Origin of the sequence: Arthrobacter nitrophenolicus, assembly GCF_000332815.1 — a bacterium.
Lineage (GTDB): Bacteria > Actinomycetota > Actinomycetes > Actinomycetales > Micrococcaceae > Arthrobacter > Arthrobacter nitrophenolicus.
The window spans coordinates 24,233-49,492 of sequence record NZ_AOFD01000002.1; the positions used below are offsets into that span (position 1 = coordinate 24,233).

The 25,260-nt window shown below is 65.2% G+C and carries 26 protein-coding genes and 2 pseudogenes; 18 read left to right on the forward strand and 10 right to left on the reverse strand.

Features of this window, described 5'->3' with window-relative positions; translation table 11 throughout:
* Positions 1–64 precede the first annotated feature (64 nt).
* Complete coding sequence (locus G205_RS00690; RefSeq protein ID WP_009356320.1) at positions 65–889, forward strand: alpha/beta fold hydrolase; 825 nt, start codon at positions 65–67, stop codon at positions 887–889.
* Here G205_RS00690 and G205_RS00695 read toward each other — a convergent pair.
* Positions 852–1,640: a glycosyltransferase family A protein gene (locus tag G205_RS00695; RefSeq protein WP_152419483.1), complete on the reverse strand. Its 789-nt coding sequence runs from the start codon at positions 1,638–1,640 to the stop codon at positions 852–854. The two genes, G205_RS00690 and G205_RS00695, sit on opposite strands and share 38 nt — an antisense overlap.
* Positions 1,641–1,749: 109 nt before the next feature.
* Between G205_RS00695 and G205_RS23605 the strand changes: the two genes are divergently transcribed.
* The 11 genes from G205_RS23605 (at position 1,750) to G205_RS00730 (ending at position 9,709) form a co-directional block, all read left to right on the forward strand.
* Complete coding sequence (locus G205_RS23605; RefSeq protein ID WP_338058353.1) at positions 1,750–1,998, forward strand: LacI family DNA-binding transcriptional regulator; 249 nt, start codon at positions 1,750–1,752, stop codon at positions 1,996–1,998.
* The gene (locus G205_RS23610; protein ID WP_338058354.1) at positions 1,995–2,546 is read left to right on the forward strand and encodes a type 1 periplasmic-binding domain-containing protein; all 552 of its coding nucleotides are present in this window, start codon (positions 1,995–1,997) and stop codon (positions 2,544–2,546) included. Before G205_RS23605 ends, G205_RS23610 begins: the two co-directional genes overlap by 4 nt.
* Positions 2,456–2,770 (forward strand): substrate-binding domain-containing protein, encoded by a 315-nt coding sequence (locus G205_RS23615; RefSeq protein ID WP_338058355.1) that lies wholly within the window; start codon positions 2,456–2,458, stop codon positions 2,768–2,770. The genes G205_RS23610 and G205_RS23615 overlap by 91 nt, the downstream gene beginning before the upstream one ends.
* Positions 2,771–2,902: 132 nt before the next feature.
* The gene (locus G205_RS22315; RefSeq protein WP_235046729.1) at positions 2,903–3,355 is read left to right on the forward strand and encodes an extracellular solute-binding protein; all 453 of its coding nucleotides are present in this window, start codon (positions 2,903–2,905) and stop codon (positions 3,353–3,355) included.
* Positions 3,352–3,846 carry a type 2 periplasmic-binding domain-containing protein gene (locus G205_RS22320; protein ID WP_235046730.1) on the forward strand — a complete coding sequence of 165 codons (495 nt, stop codon included), beginning with the start codon at positions 3,352–3,354 and terminating at the stop codon, positions 3,844–3,846. Before G205_RS22315 ends, G205_RS22320 begins: the two co-directional genes overlap by 4 nt.
* Positions 3,783–4,193 (forward strand): extracellular solute-binding protein, encoded by a 411-nt coding sequence (locus G205_RS22325; RefSeq protein WP_235046731.1) that lies wholly within the window; start codon positions 3,783–3,785, stop codon positions 4,191–4,193. Before G205_RS22320 ends, G205_RS22325 begins: the two co-directional genes overlap by 64 nt.
* Before the next feature lie 74 nt (positions 4,194–4,267).
* Positions 4,268–5,242: a carbohydrate ABC transporter permease gene (locus G205_RS00710; RefSeq protein ID WP_009356322.1), complete on the forward strand. Its 975-nt coding sequence runs from the start codon at positions 4,268–4,270 to the stop codon at positions 5,240–5,242.
* 1 nt (position 5,243) lies between these two features.
* Positions 5,244–6,113 carry a carbohydrate ABC transporter permease gene (locus G205_RS00715; RefSeq protein WP_009356323.1) on the forward strand — a complete coding sequence of 290 codons (870 nt, stop codon included), beginning with the start codon at positions 5,244–5,246 and terminating at the stop codon, positions 6,111–6,113.
* 11 nt (positions 6,114–6,124) lie between these two features.
* Positions 6,125–7,645, forward strand: a complete 1,521-nt coding sequence (locus tag G205_RS00720; protein ID WP_009356324.1) for a glycoside hydrolase family 32 protein — start codon at positions 6,125–6,127, stop codon at positions 7,643–7,645.
* A 205-nt stretch (positions 7,646–7,850) separates the two neighbouring features.
* Positions 7,851–9,479, forward strand: coding sequence for a substrate-binding domain-containing protein (locus G205_RS00725; RefSeq protein ID WP_083874973.1), 1,629 nt, complete (start codon positions 7,851–7,853; stop codon positions 9,477–9,479).
* Positions 9,470–9,709 carry a vWA domain-containing protein gene (locus G205_RS00730; protein WP_035751634.1) on the forward strand — a complete coding sequence of 80 codons (240 nt, stop codon included), beginning with the start codon at positions 9,470–9,472 and terminating at the stop codon, positions 9,707–9,709. Before G205_RS00725 ends, G205_RS00730 begins: the two co-directional genes overlap by 10 nt.
* A 10-nt stretch (positions 9,710–9,719) precedes the next feature.
* Here the strand turns inward: G205_RS00730 and G205_RS00735 are convergent, their stop codons facing one another.
* The gene (locus G205_RS00735; protein WP_009356325.1) at positions 9,720–10,454 is read right to left on the reverse strand and encodes a hypothetical protein; all 735 of its coding nucleotides are present in this window, start codon (positions 10,452–10,454) and stop codon (positions 9,720–9,722) included.
* Between the two features lie 114 nt (positions 10,455–10,568).
* Positions 10,569–12,335 carry an NAD(P)/FAD-dependent oxidoreductase gene (locus G205_RS00740; protein WP_009356326.1) on the reverse strand — a complete coding sequence of 589 codons (1,767 nt, stop codon included), beginning with the start codon at positions 12,333–12,335 and terminating at the stop codon, positions 10,569–10,571.
* A gap of 153 nt (positions 12,336–12,488) precedes the next feature.
* Here G205_RS00740 and G205_RS00745 point away from each other — a divergent pair, with 153 nt between their 5' ends.
* The 4 genes from G205_RS00745 (at position 12,489) to G205_RS00760 (ending at position 14,970) form a co-directional block, all read left to right on the forward strand.
* Positions 12,489–12,851 carry a UBP-type zinc finger domain-containing protein gene (locus G205_RS00745; protein WP_035751635.1) on the forward strand — a complete coding sequence of 121 codons (363 nt, stop codon included), beginning with the start codon at positions 12,489–12,491 and terminating at the stop codon, positions 12,849–12,851.
* A 77-nt stretch (positions 12,852–12,928) separates the two neighbouring features.
* Positions 12,929–13,621: an MSMEG_4193 family putative phosphomutase gene (locus tag G205_RS00750; protein ID WP_009356328.1), complete on the forward strand. Its 693-nt coding sequence runs from the start codon at positions 12,929–12,931 to the stop codon at positions 13,619–13,621.
* 24 nt (positions 13,622–13,645) lie between these two features.
* On the forward strand, positions 13,646–14,200 hold the full coding sequence (locus G205_RS00755; RefSeq protein WP_009356329.1) for a DUF3090 domain-containing protein: 555 nt from the start codon (positions 13,646–13,648) through the stop codon (positions 14,198–14,200).
* Positions 14,200–14,970 (forward strand): SCO1664 family protein, encoded by a 771-nt coding sequence (locus G205_RS00760; RefSeq protein WP_009356330.1) that lies wholly within the window; start codon positions 14,200–14,202, stop codon positions 14,968–14,970. The genes G205_RS00755 and G205_RS00760 overlap by 1 nt, the downstream gene beginning before the upstream one ends.
* Positions 14,971–15,626: 656 nt before the next feature.
* Here G205_RS00760 and nrdF read toward each other — a convergent pair.
* The 7 genes and pseudogenes from nrdF to G205_RS00795 form a co-directional block, all read right to left on the reverse strand.
* A pseudogene (gene nrdF, locus G205_RS00765) lies at positions 15,627–16,600 on the reverse strand (class 1b ribonucleoside-diphosphate reductase subunit beta).
* A gap of 90 nt (positions 16,601–16,690) precedes the next feature.
* On the reverse strand, positions 16,691–18,811 hold the full coding sequence (gene nrdE / locus G205_RS00770; protein WP_035751636.1) for a class 1b ribonucleoside-diphosphate reductase subunit alpha: 2,121 nt from the start codon (positions 18,809–18,811) through the stop codon (positions 16,691–16,693).
* 20 nt (positions 18,812–18,831) lie between these two features.
* Positions 18,832–19,302 carry a class Ib ribonucleoside-diphosphate reductase assembly flavoprotein NrdI gene (gene nrdI / locus G205_RS00775; RefSeq protein WP_009356332.1) on the reverse strand — a complete coding sequence of 157 codons (471 nt, stop codon included), beginning with the start codon at positions 19,300–19,302 and terminating at the stop codon, positions 18,832–18,834.
* A 109-nt stretch (positions 19,303–19,411) separates the two neighbouring features.
* Positions 19,412–19,657, reverse strand: coding sequence for a glutaredoxin-like protein NrdH (nrdH, locus tag G205_RS00780; protein WP_009356333.1), 246 nt, complete (start codon positions 19,655–19,657; stop codon positions 19,412–19,414).
* A 403-nt stretch (positions 19,658–20,060) separates the two neighbouring features.
* Entirely contained in the window at positions 20,061–21,428 is a 1,368-nt protein-coding gene (locus G205_RS00785; RefSeq protein ID WP_009356334.1) for a class I SAM-dependent methyltransferase, read from the reverse strand.
* The gene (locus G205_RS00790) at positions 21,425–22,156 is read right to left on the reverse strand and encodes a DUF1365 domain-containing protein (RefSeq protein WP_035751638.1); all 732 of its coding nucleotides are present in this window, start codon (positions 22,154–22,156) and stop codon (positions 21,425–21,427) included. Before G205_RS00790 ends, G205_RS00785 begins: the two co-directional genes overlap by 4 nt.
* A pseudogene (locus tag G205_RS00795) lies at positions 22,153–23,552 on the reverse strand (NAD(P)/FAD-dependent oxidoreductase). The gene G205_RS00790 and the pseudogene G205_RS00795 overlap by 4 nt, the downstream one beginning before the upstream one ends.
* Positions 23,553–23,686: 134 nt before the next feature.
* On the opposite strand from G205_RS00795, the gene G205_RS00800 reads away from it, so the two are divergent.
* The gene (locus G205_RS00800) at positions 23,687–24,604 is read left to right on the forward strand and encodes a LysR family transcriptional regulator (RefSeq protein WP_035751665.1); all 918 of its coding nucleotides are present in this window, start codon (positions 23,687–23,689) and stop codon (positions 24,602–24,604) included.
* A gap of 45 nt (positions 24,605–24,649) precedes the next feature.
* Positions 24,650–25,156 (forward strand): DUF2004 domain-containing protein, encoded by a 507-nt coding sequence (locus G205_RS00805; protein WP_009356338.1) that lies wholly within the window; start codon positions 24,650–24,652, stop codon positions 25,154–25,156.
* Positions 25,157–25,260 lie beyond the last annotated feature (104 nt).

A 25,260-nucleotide genomic window follows, 5' to 3' on the forward strand; every position in this document is an offset into this window, starting at 1 on the left:
TGCTGCAGCCCTCAGGGATGCGGAACTGGGTGACGTTGATTGGTCGATACCCCCCAAAGGCTCCGTGAGCCGCACCATCAAAGTCCCCAGCGGCAGCCTGGCGGCATTGACCATGGGGAATCCGGACAATCCGGCCATTGTGATGGTTCCGGGCGCGACGGGTTCCAAAGAAGATTTCCTGCTCATGATGCCCGACCTCGCCGACGCCGGCTACTTCGTGTTGAGCTACGACCTGGCCGGGCAGTATGAGTCGGCGGCCGCCGGCCCGGAAAATCTCATGCCGCCCAGGAAGCACTACGACTACCAGCTGTTCGTTGATGACCTGGTGGCCGTCCTGGAAACCGCAGCAGCCAGCCCGGCCCACGTTGTGGCGTATTCCTTCGCTGCCATCATTGCCCAGTTGGCCTACGCACAGCGGCCGGAGCTGTTCAGGTCCCTCACGCTGCAGAGTTGCCCGCCTGAACCCGGCCAGAGCTTCCGGGGCGTCAGCCGCATCGGCCGTTTCAGCAGCTGGGTGAATGGCAGGATCGGCGCCGCGCTGCTGATCTGGAGTATCCGCAGCGGCAGGTTTGTCCATGTACCGAAGGGGCGGCGAAGGTTCGTCAACTTCCGGTTCCGTTTCACCCGCCGGCAGTCGGTGCGGGATATCTACACACTGATGCAGGATGCGCCGGACCTCCGCGAGACGCTGGCGGAGGCGTCCCTGCCCAAGTTCGTCGCCGTCGGCGAACATGACCTCTGGCCGCTCCGGCTGCACCGCCTGTTTGCCCAGGCAATCAGAGCCCGGATCGGCGTCTACCGCGGAGGGCACAGCCCGTGCGAAACGTCCCCGCACCAGTTCAGCCGCGACCTTATCGCCCTCTATGCCAAGGCGGACGAGCCGGCGTAGCAGGACTACGGTGCCCGCGGCGCCTCCGGAACCTGTCGAGGCGGCGGCGCAGTGGCGGCTCATGCCGGAATTCAACGCGGAAGGTCACCACAGACGTGACGATGCGGCGCCGGAATGATGCCCAGCTGGCAAAAGGGCGTGCTGACACGCCAACTTTCAGGGTGGGGTCGTACAGGACGCCCATGGCCGGCCGCAGCCGGTAGGAGATGTCCAGGTCGTCGTGGACCAGGGCATTGTCCCGGACAACCGAGGAGCTGATTCCTTCCCAAAGCTCCCGGCGCAGGGCGAAATTTGACCCGTATACCGGCGGATGTCCCAGGAGGAAGCCGATCACCGTGAAGTATGCGCCGAGGAATACGTGCCGGCCGGCCCAGCGGACCAGTGCATTCCCGCCGTAGAAATCGCCGGGTCCCGTGACGGCGGTGAGCGGTGCGGCCGCCCGGAGGATCCGCTCCGCGTGTTCCAGCCAGTCCCGCGGCGGACGGGAGTCGGTGTCCAGCCGGGCAATGATTGATCCTGTGGCCGCATCAAAACCGGCGGCAGCCGTAGCCGGAATGCCCGGAAGGTCCACGGTTATCCGCTTCACCCCCGCTGCCGCGCAGATCGCAGCAGTGTCGTCGCTGCTCGCATTGTCCACCACGATGATCTCGTCAGCAGGCCTGGTCTGCCTGGCGAGCAGGGCAAGGCAGGTCCTCAGCTGTGCACCATCGTTGCGGGTAGGGATGACTACCGAGACCGTGTGTACCTCCATAGCGGGAGCGTACCCGCGGATCATCTGAAACTTGCCCCTTGACGGATGCAAAACGTTTTGCATATAGTGATGCAGGCAACATACAAAACGTTTTGCAAAGGAATAGTCGATGGCGACGAAGGTGAACATCCGGGACGTGGCGAAGGCAGCCGGCGTCTCTGTGACCACGGTGTCCCATGCCCTGAGCGAAACGCACAGCTCCCGGGTCAACGCCCGCACAGTGGAGCACATCAAGGCCGTAGCCGGCGACCTCGCTACGCCCCCAACCGCCTGGCCAGCGGGCTGCGGAACCAGCGCTCCCAGATCCTCGGCCTGGTCAGCGACGAGATCACCACCACTCCTTTCGCAGGCGCCATGATCCAGGGCGCCCAGGATGCCGCCTCGGAGCACGGGCACCTGCTGATGGTGGTGAACTCCGGACTCGACAATGAACTTGAAAAGCACGAGATACGGGCCCTGAAACAGCACCAGGTGGACGGGATCATCTACGCCCGCATGTACAACCAGCTGGTGTCCGTCCCCGAAGAGCTCCAGGGCATGCCCACCATCGTCCTGGATGCCACCACGGACAATCCGGAGCTTTCCTCGGTGGTGCCGGACGAGTTCGGTGCCGGTGAATCGGCCGCCGGACTCCTGGTGGAGGCAGGCCACCGCAGGATCGGCATGATCAACAACGAGGACGATATTCCCGCCGCCCATGGACGGCTGGCCGGCTTCCGGGCCGGGCTGGAACGCCATGGACTCGGCTGGGGCCCGGCCAACTGGTGTCCGCCCATCCCAGTACAGCAGGAGGCCGGGAGGCTGCGTTCCGCCTGCTGTCCCGAGCGGACCGGCCCACAGCGCTGTTCTGCTTCAACGACCAGATGGCGATGGGCGCCTACCAGGCCGCCGGCCACCTGGGCCTGACAATCCCTGCCGACCTGTCGGTGGTCGGCGTCGACAACCTTGAACTCATCGCCGACGGCCTGTGGCCGGGGCTGTCCACCGTGGCGCTCCCCCACTACGAGATGGGCCGGTGGGCTGTCCTCCAGCTGCTTGCCGAACTTGAGAATCCCCGAACTCCCCGCGCCCACGAGTCCAGCAGCTGCCCGCTCGTGGTGCGGGATTCTGTCGCCCCTCCCCGGGGCTGACCCTCCCCGGGCCGCCAAAGCGGCGGCCGCACCAAAACAATCCCCAACAAAACGGGAACGCAGCCGTTGCAGCGGCCGCGTTCCCTGCAGGACCCTCATCAATCCCCGCTGTCCAAGCAGAAAGACTGACCCATGAACACGAAGTTCACCAAGATCCTGGCGACCAGCATAGCTGCCGCAGCCCTCACCGCCACCCTCGCCGGCTGCGGCAAGGGCAGTGCCTCCTCCTCGTCCGAGGGTTCCGGCGAGATTGCCCTGTGGACCCACAACGCCGGCAATCCGGACGAACTGGCCGCGGTCCAGAAGATCGTCGACTCCTACAACAGCAGCCAGGACAAGGTAAAGATCAAGGTCCAGGCGTTCCCGCAGGACTCCTACAACGATTCCGTGGTTTCCGCGGCAGCAGCGGGCAACCTGCCCTGCATCGTGGACATCGACGGCCCCAACGTGCCCAACTGGGCCTGGGCCGGCTACCTGGCACCCCTGGAACTGGACGCGGACCTTTCGAGCCAGCTTCCCAGCACCGTGGCCGAGTGGGACGGAAAGCCCTACGCCGTGGGCTACTACGACGTCGCCCTCGCATGATGGCCCGGGCCTCGGACCTGAAGGCTGCCGGCGTCCGCGTGGCCACCATGGAGCAGCCCTGGACCAAGGAAGAGTTCCAGGAAGCCCTGACCAAGCTCAAGGCGCTGGGCAAGTGGGAACACCCGCTGGACCTGGGCACCGCCGGCACCGGTGAATGGCTCCCCTACGCCTACTCCCCCTTCCTGCAGTCCTTCGGTGGCGACCTCGTCAACAGGGATGGCTTCCAGAGCGCCGAGGGCGAGCTCAACGGCGACAAGGCCGTGCAGTGGGCCGAGTGGTTCCGTGGGCTGGCCGACCAGGGCTTCATGGCCAAGAAGAGCGGCAAGGATTCCACCCAGGACTTCCTGAACAACAAGAGTGCCATCGTGTACACGGTTCGTGGGCCGCTGACAAAGCCAAGGCCGCACTCGGCGACGACCTGGTGGTCATGCCGCCGGTGGACCTGGGCGAGGGCCCCAAGATCGGCGGCGCCTCCTGGCAGTGGGGCGTGACCAGCGGCTGCAGCAACGCCGAGGCCGCCATGGACTACCTCTCCTACTCGCTGAAGCCGGAGAACATCGCCGCGGTGGCGAAGGCCACCGGCGCCATCCCGGCCAGCGAAGAGGCGGCCGCACAGATCCCCAGCTTTGCCGAGGGCGGCGCAAACCGGATCTTCATGGACTTCTCCCGCGAGTACGCCGTGATGCGTCCGGAGACGCCCGCCTACCCCTTCATTGCCACCGAATACGGCAAGGCCGTCCAGGACATCCTGAACGGGGCCGACGCCAAGTCCACGCTGGACAACGCCGTGAAGGCGATCGACGCCAACATCAAGTCCAACGGCGGCTACAAGAACTAGCCGGAGCATGTCCGGCGGGCTGTGGCGCCATATCTGCGCCCCAGCCGCCGGCAGCCGGACCTACGGAGACCCCCATGGCAACTGACCTTCCCACCCGCCCGCGTCCTGCCGCCCCTGAAGCCGCACTGCCGCCGTCGAACACTGACGGAAAGGCCCGCAGGGCCCACCGCCGGCCCGGCTTCCGCCGCGAGCAGCTCAGCGGCTGGGGCATGATCGCCCCTGCGGCGCTGCTGCTCCTGACCTTCATCTTCATCCCGGCCATCCTCGGCTTCGGGCTGGCCTTCACGAACGCCCGGCTCATCTCGCCGCGTCCGGTCGAATTCGTGGGCCTGGACAACTTCGCCAGGCTCTTTTCGGACCCCACGTTCTACCGGGCGCTGCTCAACGTTGCCTACTTCACCGTGGTCATCGTTCCGGTGCAGTCCGGCCTGGCCCTGGTGATGGCGCTGCTGATCAACAAAAAGTTCCGCGGCGTGAACTTCTTCCGCACCGTGTACTTCCTGCCCGTGGTCACCTCCATGGTGGTGGTCTCGCTGCTGTGGCTGTTCATGTACCGCAAGGACGGCCTGATCAACGAGATCCTCTCCGCCGTCAGCTTCGGCCTGATCGACGGGCCGGACTGGCTCGGGGATCCGAATACCGCGATGCCCGCCATCATCATCCTGTCCATCTGGCAGGCCGCCGGCTTCCACATGATCATTTGGCTGGCCGGGCTGCAGGGCATCTCCGGTGAGCTGTACGAAGCGTCGCAGCTGGACGGCACCAGCAGGTGGCAGCAGTTCCGCTACGTCACCTGGCCGGGCCTGTTCCACACCCGCAGCCTGGTCCTGGTCACCATCACCATCCAGGCCCTCGGCCTCTTCGACCAGATCAGCGTGATGACCCAGGGCGGGCCCATGGATTCAACCACCACCATCATTTATGAGGCCGTCCAGTCCGGTTACCGGCAGCAGGAGACCTCCTACGCCTCCGCCATCTCGCTGGTGTTCTTCGTCCTCGTGCTGATCGTCTCGGCGGTGCAGCGCCACCTCACCCGGGAGAAAGACTGACATGAAAAACCAACTGCTCCTCAAGAGCGCGGGCACCATGCTGGTGCGGATCCTCTTCGCCGTCGTGGCCGCGTTCCCCATCGTCTTCATGCTGGTGTCCTCGCTCAAGCCGGACCAGCAGATCTTCGGTGACATGTCCTCGCTGGCAGCGTTCCTTCCGGTGGGCAACATCTCCTTCGACAACTACGCAGCGGTCTTTGACCGTGTCCCCGCGGCGCGGTTCCTGCTCAACTCGGTGGGCGTCTCCGCCGTCACCGTGATCCTGGGCATCTTCGTCAACAGCCTCTGCGCCTTCGCCCTGTCCCGCATGCAGGTCCGCGGCAAGAAGATCGTGTTCACCGCGATCCTGGCCACCCTGATCGTCCCGTTCCAGACCCTGGCGCTGCCGCTGGTGTGGTGGGTCAACCAGCTCCCCTACTTCGAGCTGAACGGCTTCAGCCTTGAGTTCTCCAAAGGCTGGCTGGACACATACCAGGTGCAGATCATCCCGTTCATCGCCAACGCCTTCTCCATCTACCTGTTCCACCAGTACTTCGAGTCCATCCCCAAGGAACTGGACGAAGCCGCGCGGATCGACGGGGCGGGCTGGTTCAAGATCTACCGCCAGGTGGTCATGCCGCTGTCCGGACCCGCAACGGCCACGGTGGCGATCCTGACCTTCCTGCCGGCGTGGAACTCCTACCTCTGGCCGCTGATGGTGGTCCAGTCCGAGGAACTGCGGCCCGTGATGATCGGCATCCAGTACTTCTTCCAGCTGAACGTCTCCTGGGGCGAGGTGATGGCGTACGCCTCCCTGATCACCGTCCGGTGGTGGTCCTCTTCATCGCCTTCCAGCGTTCATTCGTCAACAGCATCGCCTCCAGCGGCGTGAAGGGCTGAACCATGGCAACACTATCGACGGCGGCCGGCGCACCGGCAGCGTCCCTCACCGACCAGTTCCGGCCCGCGTTCCATTACACCGCCGAGCGCAATTGGCTCAATGACCCTAACGGGCTGGTGTACCTCAACGGCACGTACCACCTCTTCTACCAGCACAACCCCTTCGGCGCAGACTGGGGCAACATGTCCTGGGGCCACGCCACCTCCCCGGACCTGCTTCATTGGGAGGAGCAGCCGGTGGCCATCCCGTGCGATGAGCAGGAAGCCATCTTCTCCGGTTCGGCGGTGTTCGACGAGCACAACACCAGCGGCCTCGGCACGGCGGCCAATCCTCCGCTGGTTGCCATCTACACCAGTGCCTACAGCCACGCCTCGCCGCTGGCCGGCCGGCAGGCGCAGTCCCTCGCCTACAGCCTGGACGAGGGCCGGACCTGGACCAAGCACCAGGGCAACCCGGTCCTGGACCGCGCCTCGGCCGACTTCCGGGATCCAAAAGTCTTTTGGTACGACGGCGGCGGCGAAAGTTACTGGGTGATGGTCGCCGTCGAAGCGGTGCAGCGGCAGGTAGTCCTCTATAGGTCCGCGGACCTGAAGTCCTGGGAGTACCTGAGCACTTTTGGCCCGGCCAACGCCACCGGCGGGGTGTGGGAATGCCCGGACCTGTTCGAACTGCCGGTGGACGGGAATCCCCGGGACACCCGGTGGGTCCTCGTCGTGAACATCAACCCGGGAGGTATCGCCGGCGGTTCCGCGGGACAGTACTTCGTGGGAGAGTTCGACGGCGTGGCGTTCCGGTCCGGATCGACCGTCACCGAGGGGCTCCAGGAGGACGGCTCGCGGATGCGCGAGTACGGCTGGCTGGACTGGGGACGGGACTACTACGCAGCGGTCTCGTTCAGCAACATGCCGGACGGCCGCCGGATCATGATCGGCTGGATGAACAACTGGGACTACGCCGGTTCCACGCCCACCGGAGAGTGGCGCAGTGCCATGTCGCTGCCGCGGGAGGTCACGCTCACCCGCCTGGACGGCAGGGTGGTGCTTCGGCAGGAAGCCATCGGTTACTCCGGCGAGCCGGACGCCCAGGGCTTCCGGCTGGGTCCGCGGGCTGTGCCGCCGGGGGTGGTGGAGCTTCCCGCTTCCGCGGCGGCAGCGCGCATCGACGCCGAATTCCATCCGGGCAGTGCCACGGCAGTGGGCCTGGTCCTCCATGCAGGCGACGCCGGGCGGACTGTCCTCACCTACGACACCCGTCAGGGCGTGCTGCGCCTGGACCGGCGGGAGTCAGGGATGACCGGGTTCCACGAAGCATTCCCGTCGGTGGAGGCCGTGGCCGTGCCGCTGCAGGACGGCCGGCTGCGCCTGCGCGTGTACCTCGACCGGTGCTCGGTGGAAGTCTTCGCCCAGGACGGGCTTGCCACCATCACGGACCTTGTGTTCCCCACCGAGGCGAGCACCGGGATGGCGATCTTCGCGGAAGGTGAGGGCGCGCAACTCGTGGCGCTCGACGTCGTCGGGCATTGACCGCTGAGGCCCTGGATGGGTACGGAACCCGCAAGATTGATTCAAAAATGTGGATCCGGACACTCAGTTAGCCCCGGCGGGGGTTATCCTCAAAGGGCGTATCCAGGTGCAGGGGGCTAGGCGCGCCGCGGTGGAAGTGCCGCGGGCAAGTTTCATAATTTGCATTCACGCCGGGGAAGCCCGGTGGATTTCAAAGGAAACGAGCATGGGCCGTCGACACGCAGCAACTGACCCGAGCTATCCCCGCTGGGTGTGGATCGCCGCGGCGGCCACCGTGGCGCTTCTCATCGTTGGCGGCGCGTTCGTGCTGCGGGCGCTGATCTTCCCGGATTCAACGGACGGCCCATCCGCGGGGAATGGCAGCCCGCCCTCACCCAACGAGCCTCTCGCGCAGGACAGTCCTCCCGCCGTCGCCGGGTCCTCACCCTGCATTGCGCTGAACATCCTGACGTCGCTGGAGAACGCCGACATGGCGCGTGCCTTGGCGGCCGAGTACACGGCAAAACCGCGCAATGTGGACGGCAAGTGCGTGACGCCGGAAGTGACCCAGGAAAAATCGGGGGCCGCTGCCGGCAAGGTGGCTGCACAGTTCCCCGGAGTTCCGGCCGGCGACAGGCCCGCCGTCTGGCTGCCGGACTCATCCGCCTGGTTGCAGATCGCCAGGCAAGGCGGCGGAAATACTGTCCCTGGGGAGGGAACCAGCATTGCCCGCAGCGCCATCGTCGTGGCCATGCCGGAGACGATGGCCTCCGCCCTTGGCTGGGACGACCAGGCGCCGTCGTGGTCCGACGTCTTCAAGATGGCCGGTGAGCAGGACGTCTGGGAGCGCCTGGGCCACGGCGAGTGGGGGAAGTTCAAGTTCGGCAAGGCCAGTCCGCTGGTCTCGACGGCGGGCCTGATGGCCCTTGCTGCTTCCTACGGCGCGGCCGGCGGCAGCGTGGGTGGCCTCGACGCCATGGACCTCAAGGCATCCTCCCTGGTGGACAAGGTGCGTGCCGTGGAACTGGGCACCAGCCATTACATGGCTACCCCGGAACATTTCCTGTGGCACGCCAGGGAGGCGGACGACGCCGGGAACGTCGCGGAATTCCTCTCCGCGGTGATCGTCGATGAAAAATCCGTCTGGGACTACAACCGCGGTGTGGTCAGCGAGGACGGGACAACGAAGCAAGCGGGACCCGCCCCCAAGGAGCCGCTCCGCGCGATCTACCCCAGCGACGGCGTGCACGTGGCGGACAACCCTGCAGTGGTCCTTGGCGGAGACTGGGTGGACAGCCTGCAACGGTCCGCGGCCCAGGACTTCCTCGCCTTTGCATTGACGGAACAGGGCCAGAACGTTGTCAAGGCGTCCGGTTACCGGTCCATCCAGGGCGAGCTTGATCCGGGGGTGGCAGGCACCGGACGCTACGCCCAGACGCTCCAGCCGCTGCCGCTGCCAAAGGCGGAGACCCTGGCGGCCATGCAAGGCAGCTTCCCCGACGTCCGCAAGCGGGCCAGGGCTTTGTTTTTGGTGGATATTTCGGAATCCATGGTGCAGGATCCGGGAGCGAACAAGCTGCAGCGGGCCAAGGACGCCGTCGTTAAGGCGCTGGACCATTTCACGGGCGAGGATGAGATTGGACTGGCCGCCTTCTCCCATGAGGGCGACGGCCCGCTGCAGCCGGGCATCGTGACCCCCGTGGCTCCGCTCAAGTCCAACAAAGCGGACCTCATCGCCAAGCTCACTGAGCTGAAAGCCGTGGAGGCCACGCCACTTTTCGAGGCCGTGAGCCGCTTCGCCGGGGAGCAGGCCAAGGGATACAAGATGATTTCATCAACACCATCGTGCTCCTGAGCGACGGCAAGAATGACACCAGGCATCCGGGCGACCTGGGCGGGGTGAGCGAGCAGCTAAGCCACCAGAACCATTCGACGCCGGTGCTCGTCTTCACCCTTGCCTACGGGCCCGACGCCGACGTCCCCACCCTCCTCCAGATCGCGAAGGCAAGCGGCGCCCACTACTACGACGCCACGGATCCGAACCGGCTCGAAGAGGTGCTCGGCGAACTGGTGACCAGTTTCTAGGCTCCGGTCCTCATGCGCTTCCGGCCCGGGCTGCCGGCGAAAGGGATAAGGCGAGCGCCCATGCCCCGGCTACTCCGATGGCGACCAGGACGGTGACGAAGCCGACGGCCGGCGCGCCGGTCCATGTGAGGGCGTCGCCGTGCCGCAGCAGGGCGAGCGCCTGCAGGATGACGAAGGCGACGGAGGTGAGCGCCACGGGGCGGACGGTGCGGACATCGCTGCTGAACTGGCCCTGCGCGGCGGACCAGCCCAGGCCCACCAGCCACGCTCCCACGGCCCTCGCAGTGAGCTCGGACAATGTCCACGGCCACCACGCCGCAGCAGCCGCGGGTACCGCCAGGAGCGCCACGCCATAGAGCACCAGCACCCCGGCGATGACCACCAGGAGCAACCGCAGCGCAGGGGGCAGCACCGGCCGTGCCGCCGTCACGGACGCCGGGGCCGGACGCCGGGACCGGATCTGCACCCAGCTGATCACCACCATCGCCACGGGCACGATGGCGTAGATGGCCAGCCACGCCCAGGTGGCTCCCTGGGCAAGGATGCCGTTGCCGGGCGAGAGGTGGAAGCGGTCGAGGTGGATCAGCGTGACCCCCAGGGTCAGCGTGGTGAAGACGAATACGGGCCAGACTGCCAGCCTCGCCGACTCCCAGGTTGCTGAGCGGCGCCCGCCACCTCCAGGCCGGCGGCCGACCAGTATGCCGCACCGAGGAACACGGCGGTCATGGGCGGATTGACTGTCCATGCGAACCATTCCGCAGTCCGGAGCGGAAACACGAACAGCACCAGGCCGGCAAGAAACACGAGGAATGCGGCGATGTAGAGCAGCCACCGCATCGGCGCAATTACCGGTGCGGCGTCACTTGTAGCGGACGTCACCGGAGTGCTCCTCGGGTGCGGCTGCGACACCTGGTGCGGCCGGCGGGGCGGGGAGGGGGTGCCCGGCCAGGTAGGCATGGAGCATCGAGACCACGGTGGCCCCGTCCCCCACTGCGGTAGCCACTCTCTTGATGGAACCGGCACGCACGTCACCGATCGCGAAAACGCCGGGCATGCTCGTTTCCAGGGCCAGGGGCTGCCGGTCCGGCCTTGTGGCCCCAGCCTTGCTGTCATCCAGGCTGGTGCCCGTCCGGAGAAAGCCGGCCTGGTCCCGTTCCACGGTGTCGGGCAACCAGGACGTCCGCGGCATCGATCCGATCAGCACGAACAGGCCGCCCGCTTCGATCTCCTCGGTTGACGTTGCGCCGCCGGCACCGCTCGTGGCCACTTTGAGGCTGGCAAGGAATCCGTCCTGGTCGCGGACCCCCACGATCGCTGTCCCGTACCGGATGGCCACGTTCCGGGTGGCCTCAAGCTGGGAGATGAGGTACTCGGACATGCTGGCCGACAGGGTGGGTCCGCGCACCAGCAGCGTCACCTTCTTCGCGTATTTCGCAAGGTGCAGGACGGCCTGCCCGGCCGAGTTGCCGCCGCCCACAACGCAGACGTGTTTGCCGGTCATCGACGGCGCCTCGGAGACCGTTGCCCCGTAGAAGACTCCCCTCCCCACCAGGTTTTCAAGCTGGGGTATGCCGAGGCGGCGGTAGTCCACGCCGGCGGCCACCACTACGGTGCGGCACCGCACCACGGTGCCGTCGGAAATCGATACCCGGTACAGGGCTCCATCAACACTGAGCTTCTCCACTTTCCGCAGGAAGAGGAAGTCCGTGCCCAGGGTCCAGGCCTGGTGGAATGAGCGGAAGGCCAGGTGGGCTCCGCTGACGCCGCGGGAGAAGCCGGGGTAGTTGCGGATCAACGAACTGGTGCCGGCCTGGCCGCCCACGGCCTCCCCCTCCACCACCATGGTGGAGAGGCCCTCCGAGGAGGCGTAGACGGCGGTGGCGAGACCGGACGGACCGGCTCCTACCACCACAACATCAAAAATCTTGTCCGCCGGTGGTGGCCGCGTCACCCCAAAGGCTTCGGCGATCTCAAGGTCGCTGGGGTTCTCGAGGACAATGGGGGCGGCGGTGAACTGCAGCACCATGACCGGCAGCACCGGGTCGCGCAGGCCCAGGTTCTCCAGCGTCCGTTGCGCCGTCTCTGATCCGACCGGGTGGAAGCCCACGGGGATGTGGTTTCGACTCAAGGAGTCGCGCAGCACGTGGGTCCTCTCGTCGCCTACCTGGCCGATCAGCCGGACCGCCTCGAACCCGACACCCTGGGCCAGGTGCCAGTCGTCAAGGGCGTCGGTGATGGCCCCGTGGAACTCTTCGTCGCGCGGCCGTTCGGGCCGGATGATCAGTAGTTCGGCATATCCCTGCGCGATCGCCTGGAAGACAGTGGGGGCGCTGGCGAAGTCACCCCATGTCACCACCACACCGCGTTTGGCGGCCGGATGGAAACCGTAGGCACGGCGCAGGAAATCGAGTCCGCCACGGTCAGCCGGGCCATAGCATCCGAGGATGAGGGCCACCTGGCGGTTCCAGTGCCGGAGCCCTTCAAGCACTGCCCGCCCGTGGGAGTGGCCGGCGCAGGCCACCACTTCATAGTCGGCGCCGTACCGTCGGCGTAGCTCATCTTCGAGGATGCGCCGGGAGGCCGGGTCCGGGGTGGCAATCAGCATGATCGGAACCGAGTCGTCCATGGCCGCCGTCTTTCCGGATCAAGGGTTCGGTGGCGATCACGATACTCGCGGCGGGACACAACGGACAAGAGGTAGCCCTACCCTGGGAATTGCGGGTACCTTCGCCGCTCCTGCCGTTCCGAGGGCGAGGAGATTCTGCCAGAATGAGGCGTCATGGAAGATCGCCATATTCCCGGGATCAGCCTCGCCGCCGCGCCCAGTGGAACAGGGTGTGTGGAGTGCCTCAGCGGTGACGGCCCGGGATGGTGGCTGCATCTGCGCCGGTGCGCCCAATGCGGCCATATCGGATGCTGCGATTCGTCCCCCGCCCAGCATGCCAGCGCCCATGCGCGTGCAGACGGCCACCCGGTCATGAGGTCCTTTGAACCCGGGGAGGACTGGTTCTACGAACTTCCCACGAAGAAGTTTTTCCGCGGACCGCGGCTTCCGGACCCGCAGTCCAGACCGCCGGAGCAGCCCTCCCCCGGACCGGCAGGCAAGGTGCCGGCAGACTGGCGGGAGCACATCCACCGCTGACCGCCGGAGCCGAATCAACCGCGCCGAATCAACCGCGCAGGCAGGATCCGGCGAACAATGCTGGTTAGGCTGGATGGATGGCGACAGTTATCCTCGTGCGGCACGGCCGCACCACAGCCAATGCCGCCGGACTGCTGGCGGGCCGGGCGGCCGGCGTCAGTTTGGACCAGATCGGGTGCGGGCAGGCAGCTTTCACCGGAGACCGGCTCGCGGTGGTGCCCTTGGCCGGCGTGGTCTCCAGCCCCCTCGAGCGTTGCCAGCAGACCGCACAGTTCATCCTGGAGCGCCAGGCTGGTAATCCTTCTGCACTGGACGAGCCCGATCTCACCGAATGCGATTACGGCCAGTGGCAGGGCCGGATGCTCAGTGATCTCGCCACCGAAGACCTGTGGGCGGCTGTGCAGTCGCAACCATCCGCCGTCGTTTTTCCCGGCGGTGAATCCATGGCCGCGATGCAGGCCCGGTCGGTAGCGGCAATCCGACGCCACGACGCAGCCTTCGAAGCCGAATATGGCCCGGGAGCCGTGTGGGCGGCCGTGAGTCACGGCGACATCATCAAATCGATCCTGGCCGATGCGCTCGGAATGCACCTCGATCTGTTCCAGCGCATTAACGTGGGTCCCGCCTCCGTATCGATCGTCCACTACGGTGCCCTTCGGCCCAGCGTCCTTGCGACGAACACCGACGCCGGGGATCTGTCGTGGCTGTCGAAGGGCATCAAAACCAACGATGCGCCGGTGGGCGGCGGTGCAGGGCACACGGCGCAGTAGACCTCATGTGCCTAAGATACTGACATGCCCACACTTGTTCACGAGTTTGCCTGGCCTGACCGGGTCGTCATCGGCACCATCGGCGTTCCCGGGGCGCGCACGTTCTACCTGCAGGTACGCACGGGTAAGAAAATTGTGAGCATCGCCCTTGAGAAGCAGCAGTCGGCCCAGCTCGCCGAGAAGATCGACGAAATCCTCGATCAGCTCATCACGCTTGAGGGCAACCCTTTCAGTGTTCCGACGGGTACGCCCATCGAGCTCGTGGACAATGACCAGCTCGAGGCGGTCGAGGAGCAATTTCGAACCGGTGCCATGACCCTGGGCTGGGACCCTACGACGGCGCAGGTGGTCATAGAGGCGTACCCCATCATGGATGCCGATCCTGATGACGACGACGAACCGGTTGGTGGGGACGGCGGCGAGGTACCCGAGATGCTGCTCGTCCGGATGCCCGTTGGCACCGCCCGCGCTTTTGCCAAGCGGACCCGGGAGGTGGTGGGTGCCGGGCGTCCCGCATGCCCGCTCTGCGGCTACCCCGTGGACCCCGACGGGCACGTCTGCACACTGCCCGAGGCCTGATGCCGGCGCCCCACCTGCTGACTGCCGAACTGACCCTCACCGGTCGCATCGCGACGGCGTCGAACGCCACCTTTCTGGGCAGCATCGGCGGCACCTCGGTCGTCTACAAGCCGATAGCCGGGGAGAAACCGCTGTGGGACTTTCCCGACGGCTTCCTGGCCCACCGGGAGGTTGCAGCGTACCTGGTTTCCGAGGTCCTCGGCTGGAACGTGGTGCCATTCACCTGGCTCCGCGATGGTCCTTTGGGCGAAGGAATGGTGCAGCTGTGGCAGGAGTCAGACCCCGACCAGGCTGCGGTGGACCTCGTTGCGGCGGATGACGACGTGCCCGGGAACGGGTGGAAACACGTCCTTGAGGGCCAGGATGGGAGCGGACGGAGAGTCGCCCTCGTCCACGAGGACACGCCGGCGCTCCGGCGCATGGCGGTGTTCGACGTCGTCGTGAACAATGCCGACCGCAAAGGCGACCATATCCTTGCCATGGCGGACGGCCACCGGCACGGCGTGGACCACGGGCTCACCTTCCACCAGGACTACAAGCTGCGCACGGTGCTGTGGGGGTGGCTGGGAGAAACGTTGACCGCCGAGGAACGCGACGGCATCGATCGCATCATCGAAGGACTGCGCGGTGAGCTGGGCCGAAGTCTGGACAACCTGCTCAGCGCCGAAGAAGTCGCCTCACTCGGAGCGCGCTGCGCCCGGTTGCGGTCCGCAGGGCGTTTCCCCGCGCCGAGAGCTGAGATGCCTGCGGTCCCCTGGCCGTTGTTCTGAGGACAAACGGGTTGCAGGCTTCGGACACTATGCCGCGATGAACGCCTGAACGATTATCGTGTGGGGCTGGCGGGGCGCCGCAAGAGCCAAACGTCCAGTACATTCACGCATTGTCGGCAGGAACCGGAACGTCATCCCGGCACAGGAAGTTCCGCCCGGAGAGGCAGCCCAACTACCTTAAACGCAGAACCTGCAGGTACCTTCGCGATCTCGCTAAGAGAAGGCTCGGACATTCGCATGTCCCGAACAACCCGGCGTCATCTGATGGTTACCTGCAGGCGCTCCAAGTCTACGCCAGCACCCGCGCACCCAACAGAGGCAGAAAAAATCCCAACTGCCAAACCCGGCGACATACGGCTCATCAGGCACCATGCCACCAGCAAGCACCAGGCACCATCCCACCGGCAAGGAAGAAAAAGCAGTCTCCGGCTACCGGCGAACTCTACAAGTCCATCACGATGTCAAAGCCTTTGAGCTGCTGCCCCGTCAAAGCAGCAGCGGCTGGGCGAGCCGCACCCTTAACCGGGACGGCCGCCCAAGGCAATTGCCTTGGGCGGCCGCGGGTCCTGGCCAAGGAGTGCTCTCGCTCCAGTATGGGTTAACGGTTCTCGGGATGAACCGTCTTGAGCGCTCGGATGGCCCCCGATCTTCTTCGGCTAGAAGTCCCAGTCCTCGTCTTCGGTGTTGACGGCCTTGCCGATCACGTAGGAGGAGCCGGACCCGGAGAAGAAGTCGTGGTTCTCGTCGGCATTCGGGGACAAGGCCGAGAGGATGGCCGGGTTCACGTCGGTGACGGAGGCCGGGAACATCGCCTCGTAGCCCAGGTTCATCAGCGCCTTGTTGGCGTTGTAGTGCAGGAACTTCTTGACGTCCTCGGCCAGGCCCACGCCGTCGTAGAGATCGTGCGTGTACTGGACCTCGTTCTCGTACAGTTCGAAGAGCAGCTCGAACGTGTAGTCCTTGATCTCCTGGCGGCGCTCCTCGGAGACGGTCTCCAGTCCGCGCTGGAACTTGTAGCCGATGTAGTAGCCGTGCACGGCCTCGTCGCGGATGATCAGGCGGATCAGGTCAGCGGTGTTCGTGAGCTTGGCGCGCGAGGACCAGTACATGGCAGGTAGAAGCCCGAGTAGAACAGGAAGCTCTCCAGCAGCGTCGAGGCCACCTTGCGCTTCAGGGGGTCGTCGCCCTGGTAGTAGTCCATGACGATCTGGGCCTTCTTCTGAAGGTTCTCGTTCTCGGTGGACCAGCGGAACGCCTCGTCAATCTCCTTGGTGGAAGCCAGCGTGGAGAAGATGGAGGAGTAGCTCTTGGCGTGCACAGACTCCATGAACGCGATGTTCGTGTAGACGGCTTCCTCATGCGGGGTCAGCGCATCCGGGATGAGGGAGACGGCACCGACGGTGCCCTGGATGGTGTCCAGCAGGGTGAGGCCGGTGAAGACGCGCATGGTGAGCTGCTGCTCGGCCGGCGTCAGCGTGTTCCAGGACTGGACGTCATTGGACAGCGGCACCTTCTCGGGCAGCCAGAAGTTGTTGACGAGTCGGTTCCAGACCTCCACGTCCTTGTCGTCCTGGATGCGGTTCCAGTTGATGGCCTCGACGTGGCTCAGAAGCTTGACCTTCTCGGTCATGTCATCCCCTCATTGTTGGGTGGTTCTCTAAGTTAAAGCGTACGACGGCGGGCGGTTGCCCGCGTCGTACTGGCAAGATTTAGTTGAAGATTAAAGTGCGCAGGAGACGCAACCCTCCACCTCGGTCCCTTCCAGCGCGAGCTGGCGGAGGCGGATGTAGTAGAGCGTCTTGATGCCCTTGCGCCATGCGTAGATCTGCGCCTTGTTGATGTCGCGGGTGGTGGCGGTGTCCTTGAAGAACAGCGTCAGGGACAGGCCCTGGTCCACGTGCTGCGTGGCAGCGGCGTAGGTGTCGATGATCTTCTCGTAGCCGATCTCGTACGCGTCCTGGTAGTAGTCCAGGTTGTCGTTCGTCAGGTACGGCGCCGGGTAGTAGACGCGGCCGATCTTGCCTTCCTTGCGGATCTCGATCTTGGCGGCCACCGGGTGGATGGAGGACGTCGAGTTGTTGATGTAGGAGATCGACCCCGTGGGCGGAACAGCCTGCAGGTTCTGGTTGTAGATGCCGTGCTCCATGACGGAGACCTTCAGCTCGCGCCAGTCATCCTGGGTGGGGATGTGGTGGCCGGCGAACAGCTCGCGCACACGCTCAGTCTCCGGAAGCCATTCCTGCTCGGTGTACTTGTCGAAGAACTCGCCGCTCGCGTATTTGGAGTTCTCGAAACCGCCGAACTTCTGGCCGGTCTCGATGGCGAGCCTGTTGGACGCACGCAGGGCGTGGAACAGCACCGTGTAGAAGTAGATGTTGGTGAAGTCCAGGCCTTCTTCGGAGCCGTAGTGGACCCGCTCGCGCGCCAGGTAGCCATGCAGGTTCATCTGGCCCAGGCCGATGGCATGGGACTTCGCATTGCCCTCGGCCACGGACGGCACCGAGTTGATGTAGGACATGTCCGACACTGCGCTCAGCGCGCGGATGGCAGTGTCAATGGAGGCACCGAAGTCCGGCGAATCCATGGTCTTCGCGATGTTCATCGAACCGAGGTTGCAGGAGATGTCCTTGCCGACGGTCTGGTACGTCAGGTCCTCGTTGTACAGGGACGGCGTGGAGACCTGCAGGATCTCCGAGCAGAGGTTGCTCATGGTGATCTTGCCGGCGATCGGGTTGGCCCGGTTCACGGTGTCCTCGAACATGATGTACGGGTAGCCGGACTCGAACTGGATCTCGGCGAGGGTCTGGAAGAACTCGCGGGCGCTGATCTTGGTCTTCTTGATCCGGGAATCGTCCACCATCTCGTAGTACTTCTCGGTGACCGAGACGTCGGAGAAGGGCATGCCGTAGACGCGTTCGACGTCGTACGGCGAGAACAGGTACATGTCCTCGTTCTTCTTGGCCAGCTCGAACGTGATGTCCGGGATGACGACGCCCAGCGAGAGGGTCTTGATGCGGATCTTCTCGTCCGCGTTCTCGCGCTTGGTGTCCAGGAACCGGTAGATGTCCGGGTGGTGGGCGTGCAGGTACACGGCACCGGCGCCCTGGCGCGCGCCAAGCTGGTTGGCGTAGGAGAAGCTGTCTTCGAGGAGCTTCATCACGGGGATGACGCCGGAGGACTGGTTTTCGATCTGCTTGATCGGCGCGCCGTGCTCGCGGATGTTGGTCAGGGACAGGGCCACGCCGCCGCCGCGCTTGGACAGCTGCAGAGCGGAGTTGATGCCGCGGGCGATGGACTCCATGTTGTCCTCGATGCGCAGCAGGAAGCAGGAGACGAGTTCGCCGCGCTGGGCCTTGCCGGCGTTGAGGAAGGTGGGGGTGGCCGGCTGGAAGCGGCCGTCAATGATTTCATCCACCAGGCGGGTGGCAAGTTCCTCGTTGCCGCGGGCAAGGTGCATGGCCACCATGCAGACGCGGTCCTCGTAGCGCTCCAGGTAGCGCTTGCCGTCGAACGTCTTCAGCGTGTAGGAGGTGTAGAACTTGAACGCGCCCAGGAAGGTCTCGAAGCGGAACTTCTTCTTGTAGGCCCGGTTGAACAGGTCACGGATGAAGTTCATCGTGTACTGGTCCAGCGTCTCGCGCTCGTAGTACTGGTTCTTCACCAGGTAGTCGAGCTTTTCCTCCAGGTCATGGAAGAACACGGTGTTGTTGTTAACGTGCTGCAGGAAGTACTGGTGGGCGGCCTCGCGGTCCGCCTCGAACTGGATCTCGCCGCTGGGACCGTACAGGTTCAGCATGGCGTTCAACTCGTGGTAGCCCAGGCCCTTGTAGGCGGCCGGCATCTCGGGCTTCTGGGCCCTGGTTACTTCTGTGTCTGCGACAGTCGTGTCCAAAACGTGTCCAATCCATGGTTGACGCGGGACACGTCGTCTGGCGTGCCCATTAATTCGAAGCGGTAGAGGTGCGGTACCCCGCACTTGGCGGCGATGATGTCGCCGGCCAGGCAGTAATTGTCACCGAAATTCGTGTTGCCGGCCCCGATCACCCCGCGGAGAAGCTGCCTGTTCTGCGGGTTGTTCAAAAACCGGATGACCTGCTTCGGAACGGACCCCTCTCCCCCGGTGCCGCCATACGTGGGCACCACCAGCACGAACGGCCGGGTGGCAAGAAGGGGTGCGTCCCTGGAGTAGAGCGGGATCCGAGCCACATCGCGGCCGAGCTTCGTGACAAAGCGGCTGGTGTTCTCGGATGCCGAGGAAAAATAGATGAGCTGGCTGTCTGTCCGGACCGGTTCCGGGTTATCCGGAAGCCGGGCCGGTGGGGACACCTCCACGCGCTGAGCCGCGTGGATCTGCGAAGCCGGATGGCCTTGCTGTGCTGTTGGAGCTGCCGTGGGAGTCACCTCGGCTGGTTGGTTGTTGCCGGCAGGAAAAGCAGGGCTCCTAGGCCACGGAGGAAACGGCCGAGAGGGCCAGTTCTTCGATCTTGTCCGGGCGGAAGCCTGACCAGTGGTCCTGGTCCGTGACCACAACGGGTGCCTGCATGTAGCCCAGGGCCTTCAGGCGTTCGAGGGCGTCGGCGTCCTGGGAGATGTCAACGCTCTGGTAGGTGATGCCCTTCTTGTCGAGCGCACGGTAGGTGGCGTTGCACTGAACACAAGCAGGCTTGGTGTAAACCGTTACGGTCATGGTCGCTGTCCCCTTTTGTCGAAATCGTCGCTGGCCCGGTGTCCCCGTCCAAGCTGTATGTCGATACTACATGTAGTGCAGACGCCTCATTGGAACCCCAAGATGATGTATTACAAGTATGTCATTTAATGCACCGTTAATCCACAGGCAGGGCCCTTCAAAATGTCCGGAATCACGGCTTTTTCGCGGACGGAATCCACACCCTGTGGAGTAGTTAGGCACATTTAACGCCCAGCGTGTCGCGCGAAAGACGGCGTGTCGCGGCCTCCGGGGAGGAAGGCGAAAACACCAAAAAGGGGTTCCGAAGTGACCTTCGGAACCCCTCGTGGTGATTAATGGCACGACGCCGGGACCCGCCCGGGTGCCCGGGCCGCCGTAGTGGTGCGGTGGCAGGGTGCGGTGGCTAGAGCTGCGCCTCCCGGCGGTCCAGCACGATCTGCTGCACATCGAGATATCCGGACTGGAAACCGGCCCTTGAGTAGCAGAGGTAGAACAGCCACATCCGCTGGAAGACCGCATCGAAGCCCAGTTCGCCAACCTCGCGTGAACGCTCCAGGAACCGCTCTTCCCAGAGGCGGAGGGTGGCCGCGTAATGGTCCCCCATGCCCATCCGCTCGCGTACCCTCAGGGTGGTGTGCTGCTGCGTCACACCCTCAATGGCACGCACGGAAGGCAGGAAGCCGCCGGGGAAGATGTACTTGTGCACCCAGGTGTAGGCGTTGCGGGTGGCCAGCATCCGGCCGTGCGGCATGGTGATGGCCTGGATGGCCACCTTGCCGCCGGGAGCCAGGACCCGGTCGATGGTCTGGAAGTAGATGGGCCAGTACTCATAGCCCACGGCCTCGATCATCTCCACCGACACCACGGCGTCGTACTCGCCCTCCACTGCCCGGTAGTCCTGCAGCGCCACGGTCACCCGGTCCGCGTAGCCGGCGGCGGCAATGCGTTCCTGGGCAAGGGCCTGCTGTTCGCTGGAGAGGGTAACGCTGTAGACGGTGGCGCCGCGGGCTGCTGCACGCAGTGCCAGTTCGCCCCAGCCGGTCCCGATTTCCAAGAGCCGGGTGCCTTTCCCTACTCCGGCCTTGTCCAGCAGCCTGTCGATCTTGGCCTGCTGGGCTCCTGCCAGTTCCTGCCAGCCCACAGATTCCAGCCGCCCTGCCCCGAGCGGAAAAAGTGCTGACGAGTAGCTCATGGTGGCGTCGAGGAAGTTCGAGAACAGGTCGTTGGAGAGGTCGTAGTGCCGTGAGATGTTGCTGCGCGTGTTCTGTTCGGCGTTCCGTTCCTGCCGCGGGGTGCGCGGAAGGTAGAGGGCGCGGAGTTTCTGCAGCGGCATCGGAATAAGCGTGTCCACGGAGGCGGCGAAAACCTCAAGCACGGCCGCGAGGTCGCTGGCTTCCCAGTCCCCTGCCATGAAGGATTCGCCAAGACCGATCAGGCCGTTGTCGCCGATCCGCGCCTCGAAGGCTTCCGGCCGCACCATCATCATCACCGGCGCGTCCGGCCCGCCTGTTCCCAGCACAGTGCCGTCCGGGTACTCCACCCGGAGCGGCAGGCGCTTGACCGCTCCCTTGAAAAGGAGTCCGGCGGCCTTTCCGGCCACCGCGGCCTTGGCGCCCGACGGCGGCCGGGCGACTTCCGGCCACACGTCCACGTCGATGGTGGCCGGCGCCGCCGGAACGCCGGTACTGGTCCAGGCCGCCGGAACATCCCGGCCGGCCTTGCCGGCATTGCCACCGGCGAAGGCGGTTCCATTATCGTCCGTCATTGTCATTGAACTGCCTCCTGGGAAGTATGTTGTGGCCGGGCGACGACGGGCAGGCGTCTTGCCCAGAGTGTAATGCCCTGCACCCGAATGAGTGCGGATACGAGCAGCGGCGCGGCCGGCACGGCGAGCGCGGCGGCCAGGATATTGCGCAGGGTGGCCGGATGCCGCCGGCCGTCCATGGTCGCAACGAACGGCCGGTGGCCTTCCCGTTCCAGGACAATCGACACCGCCAGCCGGTCCCCCGGGGCGGGCAGTTTCATCCGGTACTGGCCGTCAAGGTCATTGAACGGCGAGACATAGAAGGCCTTCGGGACGGAGGCCCGGCCGGCCGGGTCCGTCCGGAGCAGGTAGCAGTGCCGCTCCCCGTACGTGTTGTGGACCTCGGCCACCACGCATTCGAGCTCCCCGCTGGACCGGTAGCACCAGAACAGGGTGAGCGGGTTGAAGACGTAACCGAACACCCTGGCGCTTGTCAGCATGTGGATGGCGCCGCCGTCGGGCTCTATCCCCTGGGTCCGCAGGTAGCGCTCAACGTTGGCACGGATGGTCGCATCCGGATCGCCAAGGTGGTCGCCGGCGCGGAACACGGCCAACGGCCGGAGCAGCCGCGGCAGGCGGGGAAGCCTGTCGACGTCGACGAACCAGCTGTAGCTGCGGTACGTGAAGGCGTTCTTCAGCGGGCTGCGCCGCACGTGCGAAATGGACGTGCGGTAGATGGCTGCGTCGGCACTCATGCAGGTTCCGCTGCCGCGGCAAGCTCCCGCTCGCCGTCGTCCGAGGACGTCTCATCATCCGCCGGCCGGGCGACAGGCCAGGAGCGGCCCAGCTTTTCGGCGGCACGGACACCGGACAGCGCGCCGTCCTCATGGAAGCCCCAGCCAGGTAGGCCCCGGCGTAGGCGATCCGGCTGTCGCCCAGGGCGGCTATGGCCGCCTGTGCACGCAGCGATTCCGGGGTGTACTGAGGATGTTCGTAGACCATACGTTCGAGTATGGCGTCGCCGGCGATCAGTTCGGACTCCCCCAGGCTCACCAGGTAGGGCTGTCCGTCTGCCGGTGCCAGCCGCTGCAGGCGGGTGAGGTCGTAGCTGACCAGGACCTTGTCCGGCCGGGCCTCGCAGGACGGGAGCCGGTAGTTCCAGGACGCCTTCGCGTTGTCCGCAGATGGCAGCACCGCCGGGTCCCGGTGAAAAACGGTGTGGTTGACCGAGTACGGCATGCCGCCCAGTGCTTCTTTCTCCTCGGGCGTGGCATCGGCCAGGAACCCGAGCGCCTGGGCCGGGTGGGTGGCAATCACGACGGCGTCAAAGTCTTCCAGCCCGTCTTCCGTTGCGATTTCCACACCGTCGGGTCGGCGCCGGATGGCACTGACGGGAGTGTTGAGCCGTACGTCCGGAAGAGTGGCGGCGAGTTTCTCGACGTACCGGGCGGATCCGCCGGTGACGGTCCGCCACTGCGGCGAGCCCTTGACGCCCAGCATGCCGTGGTGCCCGAGGAAGGTGAACAGGTAGCGGGCCGGGTACGCCAGCGCGGTGGTGGGATCGCAGGACCAGACAGCGCTGACCACAGGGGTCATGAAGTGGGAAATGAAGTAGGGGCTGAAGTTCTCGCGGGCAAGGAAATCACCGAGGGTCAGTTCGGGAACGCTGTCCCCGCCGCTGACGGCAGCCACCGGCGCGGTTTTCAGCAGGGCCCTTGCCTTCCGGTAGAAGCGGGTGACCTCCAGCAGCATCAGGAGGTAGCGGCCGCGGAGCAGGCTGGAGGGGCGGGCGATGATGCCGCGGCCGCCATCGCGGGCACCGGCATATTCCAGGCCGCAGCCGTCGCAGCGGATGGACATGCTCATCTCGGAATCCTGGGTTTCCACACCCAGCTCGGCAAACAACCGCAGCAGGGTGGGGTAGGTCCGTTCGTTGTGGACGATGAACCCGGTGTCGACGCCAAGGAACGTGCCGTCGGGCTGCGGCATCTCGTGCGTGTGCGCGTGCCCGCCCAGCCGCGAATCGGCCTCGAAGAGTGTCACGTCGTCCTGCCTGTTCAGGACGTAGGCGGCCGTCAGTCCGGCGACGCCGCTGCCGATGACGGCCACTCGCCGTCGTCCGCCTGCACTCGCTGCTGGGTTGGGTGACATTCATGCTCCTCTGCTGAACACTTGCCAAGGGTGGATATACAGAGGGCAATTCGGTGCCGCCGCCGCCGCGGATGGGTGCGTACGCCGGAATGGTCCCGCGCGCGGAAAGCTGCTGCGCGCAGTACTGTGGGCTGGTGGTAAATCCGGTACACCTGAAGACCCTGATGGAGGTCACGCGGCTGGGCTCGTTTGCGGCCGCCGCGTCAACCCTTGGCTACACGGCCTCCGCCGTATCGCAGCAGATGTCCGCCCTCGAGCGGGACACCGGGGTGGTCCTGTTCCAGCGGTCGGCGCGGAGCGTCGTGCCCACGGAGGCCGCCGTCGTCATGACCCGGCACGCCGCCAAGGTGCTGACGGACATCGAAGCGCTGATGGCCGCCGCCGCCAAGACCCAGGACAGCGCCAGCCAGGAACTCCGGCTCGGCATCTTCCCCAGCCTTGCCACGTACGTCCTGCCGCGGATCCTGAAGAATCCGGCATGGAAGAACCTGGGCATTGACCTGAGGGTGTCCGTGGCCGAGCCCGGCCAGACCATCCAGGGGCTGCGCGCCGGCGGCGACCTGGATCTGGCCGTGGTGTTCCAGGTGGGCCAGACCGGCGTGGCCTGGCCGGCAACCATCAACCGGCAATGGATCGGCGACGACGATTTCCGGGTTGTCCTGCCCGCCGGCTGGGGTTTCCGGCCGGACGCGAAGGTGGCGGCAGACCATCTGTCCGAAATGCCATGGATCATGCACCATCCCGGGACCAGCGACGCCATGGTGATCGAGCGGCTCTTCGCCGGCTGCAACCTCCATCCCCGGGTGGTGGCACACAGCGACGACTTCCACGCCAGCCTGGAGATGGCCGCCGCCGGGCTGGGCGCGGCACTGGTGCCCGAGCTCGCGCTGCGGAACAAGCCTGCAGGTGTGGTGGTCCTGGATGTTCCCGAGATCCGGCTGGCCCGCAACGTCTTCGCACTGCTGATCAACGACAGGAAAACCGCCCGGGTGCAGCTCTTCGTCGATCTGCTGGCCGAGACCCTCGCCGGAATGCGGACGTCGGTGAATTAGGCGTGAACGCTGGAATGCACTGCTGTTCGGGTCTATGTTGAGACTATGAGCAAGGTAGCGAGCCAGCACTTTGGAGAGATAGAGCTCAACCACGGCAGGGACCACTCCATCGCCGCCAAGCATGAGCTGCGCGGCCACCCGCTGGAACTCGACCTGAACATCACCGCCCACGACCACTTCGACGAAGCCGCACTGCGCAAGGTGGACTACCGCCTGCGGTTCCTGCCGGAACTGGTGGACGAAGTCCGGGACATGATCGCCGAGGAGCTGGAGCAGGAAGGCACCAGCCCGCGGGAGTACCTGCATTTCCACTGCAACGCCCTCAAGGACGAGCACCTGCAGAAGGTCTTCGGCGTGGAGGAACGCAGCCAGCTCACCAATGACGTGTTCCTCAAGGCGTTGAAACTCGGCCATGTGGGTATCTACCCCGGCCAGCCTGAACGCTACTTCGTTCTGGATTTCACCCTCGGCGAGCATTTCACGGACGAAGTCCTAGTGGCCTCCGCTGATGAGGACGGCGTTGTTGACGACGAGATCCTCTGGGAGTCCTGAAGCACCGACGGTGGTTGAGCCTGTCGAAACCTGACGGGGTTTCGACAGGCTCAACCACCGGACACAAAAGCGACGACAAGCTCAACGGGTGAGCTTGTCGAAAC

Bases quoted from the DNA above. Each gene is read 5' to 3' on its own strand.
- G205_RS00760 (WP_009356330.1), top strand. From the start codon at position 14,200: ATGCCGGCGCCCCACCTGCTGACTGCCGAACTGACCCTCACCGGTCGC.
- G205_RS00755 (WP_009356329.1), top strand. From the start codon at position 13,646: ATGCCCACACTTGTTCACGAGTTTGCCTGGCCTGACCGGGTCGTCATC.
- G205_RS00740 (WP_009356326.1), bottom strand. From the start codon at position 12,335: ATGGACGACTCGGTTCCGATCATGCTGATTGCCACCCCGGACCCGGCC.
- nrdH (WP_009356333.1), bottom strand. From the start codon at position 19,657: ATGACCGTAACGGTTTACACCAAGCCTGCTTGTGTTCAGTGCAACGCC.
- G205_RS00750 (WP_009356328.1), top strand. From the start codon at position 12,929: ATGGCGACAGTTATCCTCGTGCGGCACGGCCGCACCACAGCCAATGCC.
- G205_RS00720 (WP_009356324.1), top strand. From the start codon at position 6,125: ATGGCAACACTATCGACGGCGGCCGGCGCACCGGCAGCGTCCCTCACC.
- G205_RS00745 (WP_035751635.1), top strand. From the start codon at position 12,489: ATGGAAGATCGCCATATTCCCGGGATCAGCCTCGCCGCCGCGCCCAGT.
- G205_RS22320 (WP_235046730.1), top strand. From the start codon at position 3,352: ATGATGGCCCGGGCCTCGGACCTGAAGGCTGCCGGCGTCCGCGTGGCC.
- G205_RS23605 (WP_338058353.1), top strand. From the start codon at position 1,750: ATGGCGACGAAGGTGAACATCCGGGACGTGGCGAAGGCAGCCGGCGTC.
- G205_RS00735 (WP_009356325.1), bottom strand. From the start codon at position 10,454: ATGGACAGTCAATCCGCCCATGACCGCCGTGTTCCTCGGTGCGGCATA.
- G205_RS23610 (WP_338058354.1), top strand. From the start codon at position 1,995: ATGATCCAGGGCGCCCAGGATGCCGCCTCGGAGCACGGGCACCTGCTG.
- G205_RS22315 (WP_235046729.1), top strand. From the start codon at position 2,903: ATGAACACGAAGTTCACCAAGATCCTGGCGACCAGCATAGCTGCCGCA.
- G205_RS00715 (WP_009356323.1), top strand. From the start codon at position 5,244: ATGAAAAACCAACTGCTCCTCAAGAGCGCGGGCACCATGCTGGTGCGG.
- G205_RS00695 (WP_152419483.1), bottom strand. From the start codon at position 1,640: ATGGAGGTACACACGGTCTCGGTAGTCATCCCTACCCGCAACGATGGT.
- nrdE (WP_035751636.1), bottom strand. From the start codon at position 18,811: ATGCCGGCCGCCTACAAGGGCCTGGGCTACCACGAGTTGAACGCCATG.
- G205_RS00725 (WP_083874973.1), top strand. From the start codon at position 7,851: ATGGGCCGTCGACACGCAGCAACTGACCCGAGCTATCCCCGCTGGGTG.
- G205_RS00790 (WP_035751638.1), bottom strand. From the start codon at position 22,156: ATGAGTGCCGACGCAGCCATCTACCGCACGTCCATTTCGCACGTGCGG.
- G205_RS00785 (WP_009356334.1), bottom strand. From the start codon at position 21,428: ATGACAATGACGGACGATAATGGAACCGCCTTCGCCGGTGGCAATGCC.
- G205_RS00805 (WP_009356338.1), top strand. From the start codon at position 24,650: ATGAGCAAGGTAGCGAGCCAGCACTTTGGAGAGATAGAGCTCAACCAC.
- G205_RS00710 (WP_009356322.1), top strand. From the start codon at position 4,268: ATGGCAACTGACCTTCCCACCCGCCCGCGTCCTGCCGCCCCTGAAGCC.
- G205_RS22325 (WP_235046731.1), top strand. From the start codon at position 3,783: ATGCCGCCGGTGGACCTGGGCGAGGGCCCCAAGATCGGCGGCGCCTCC.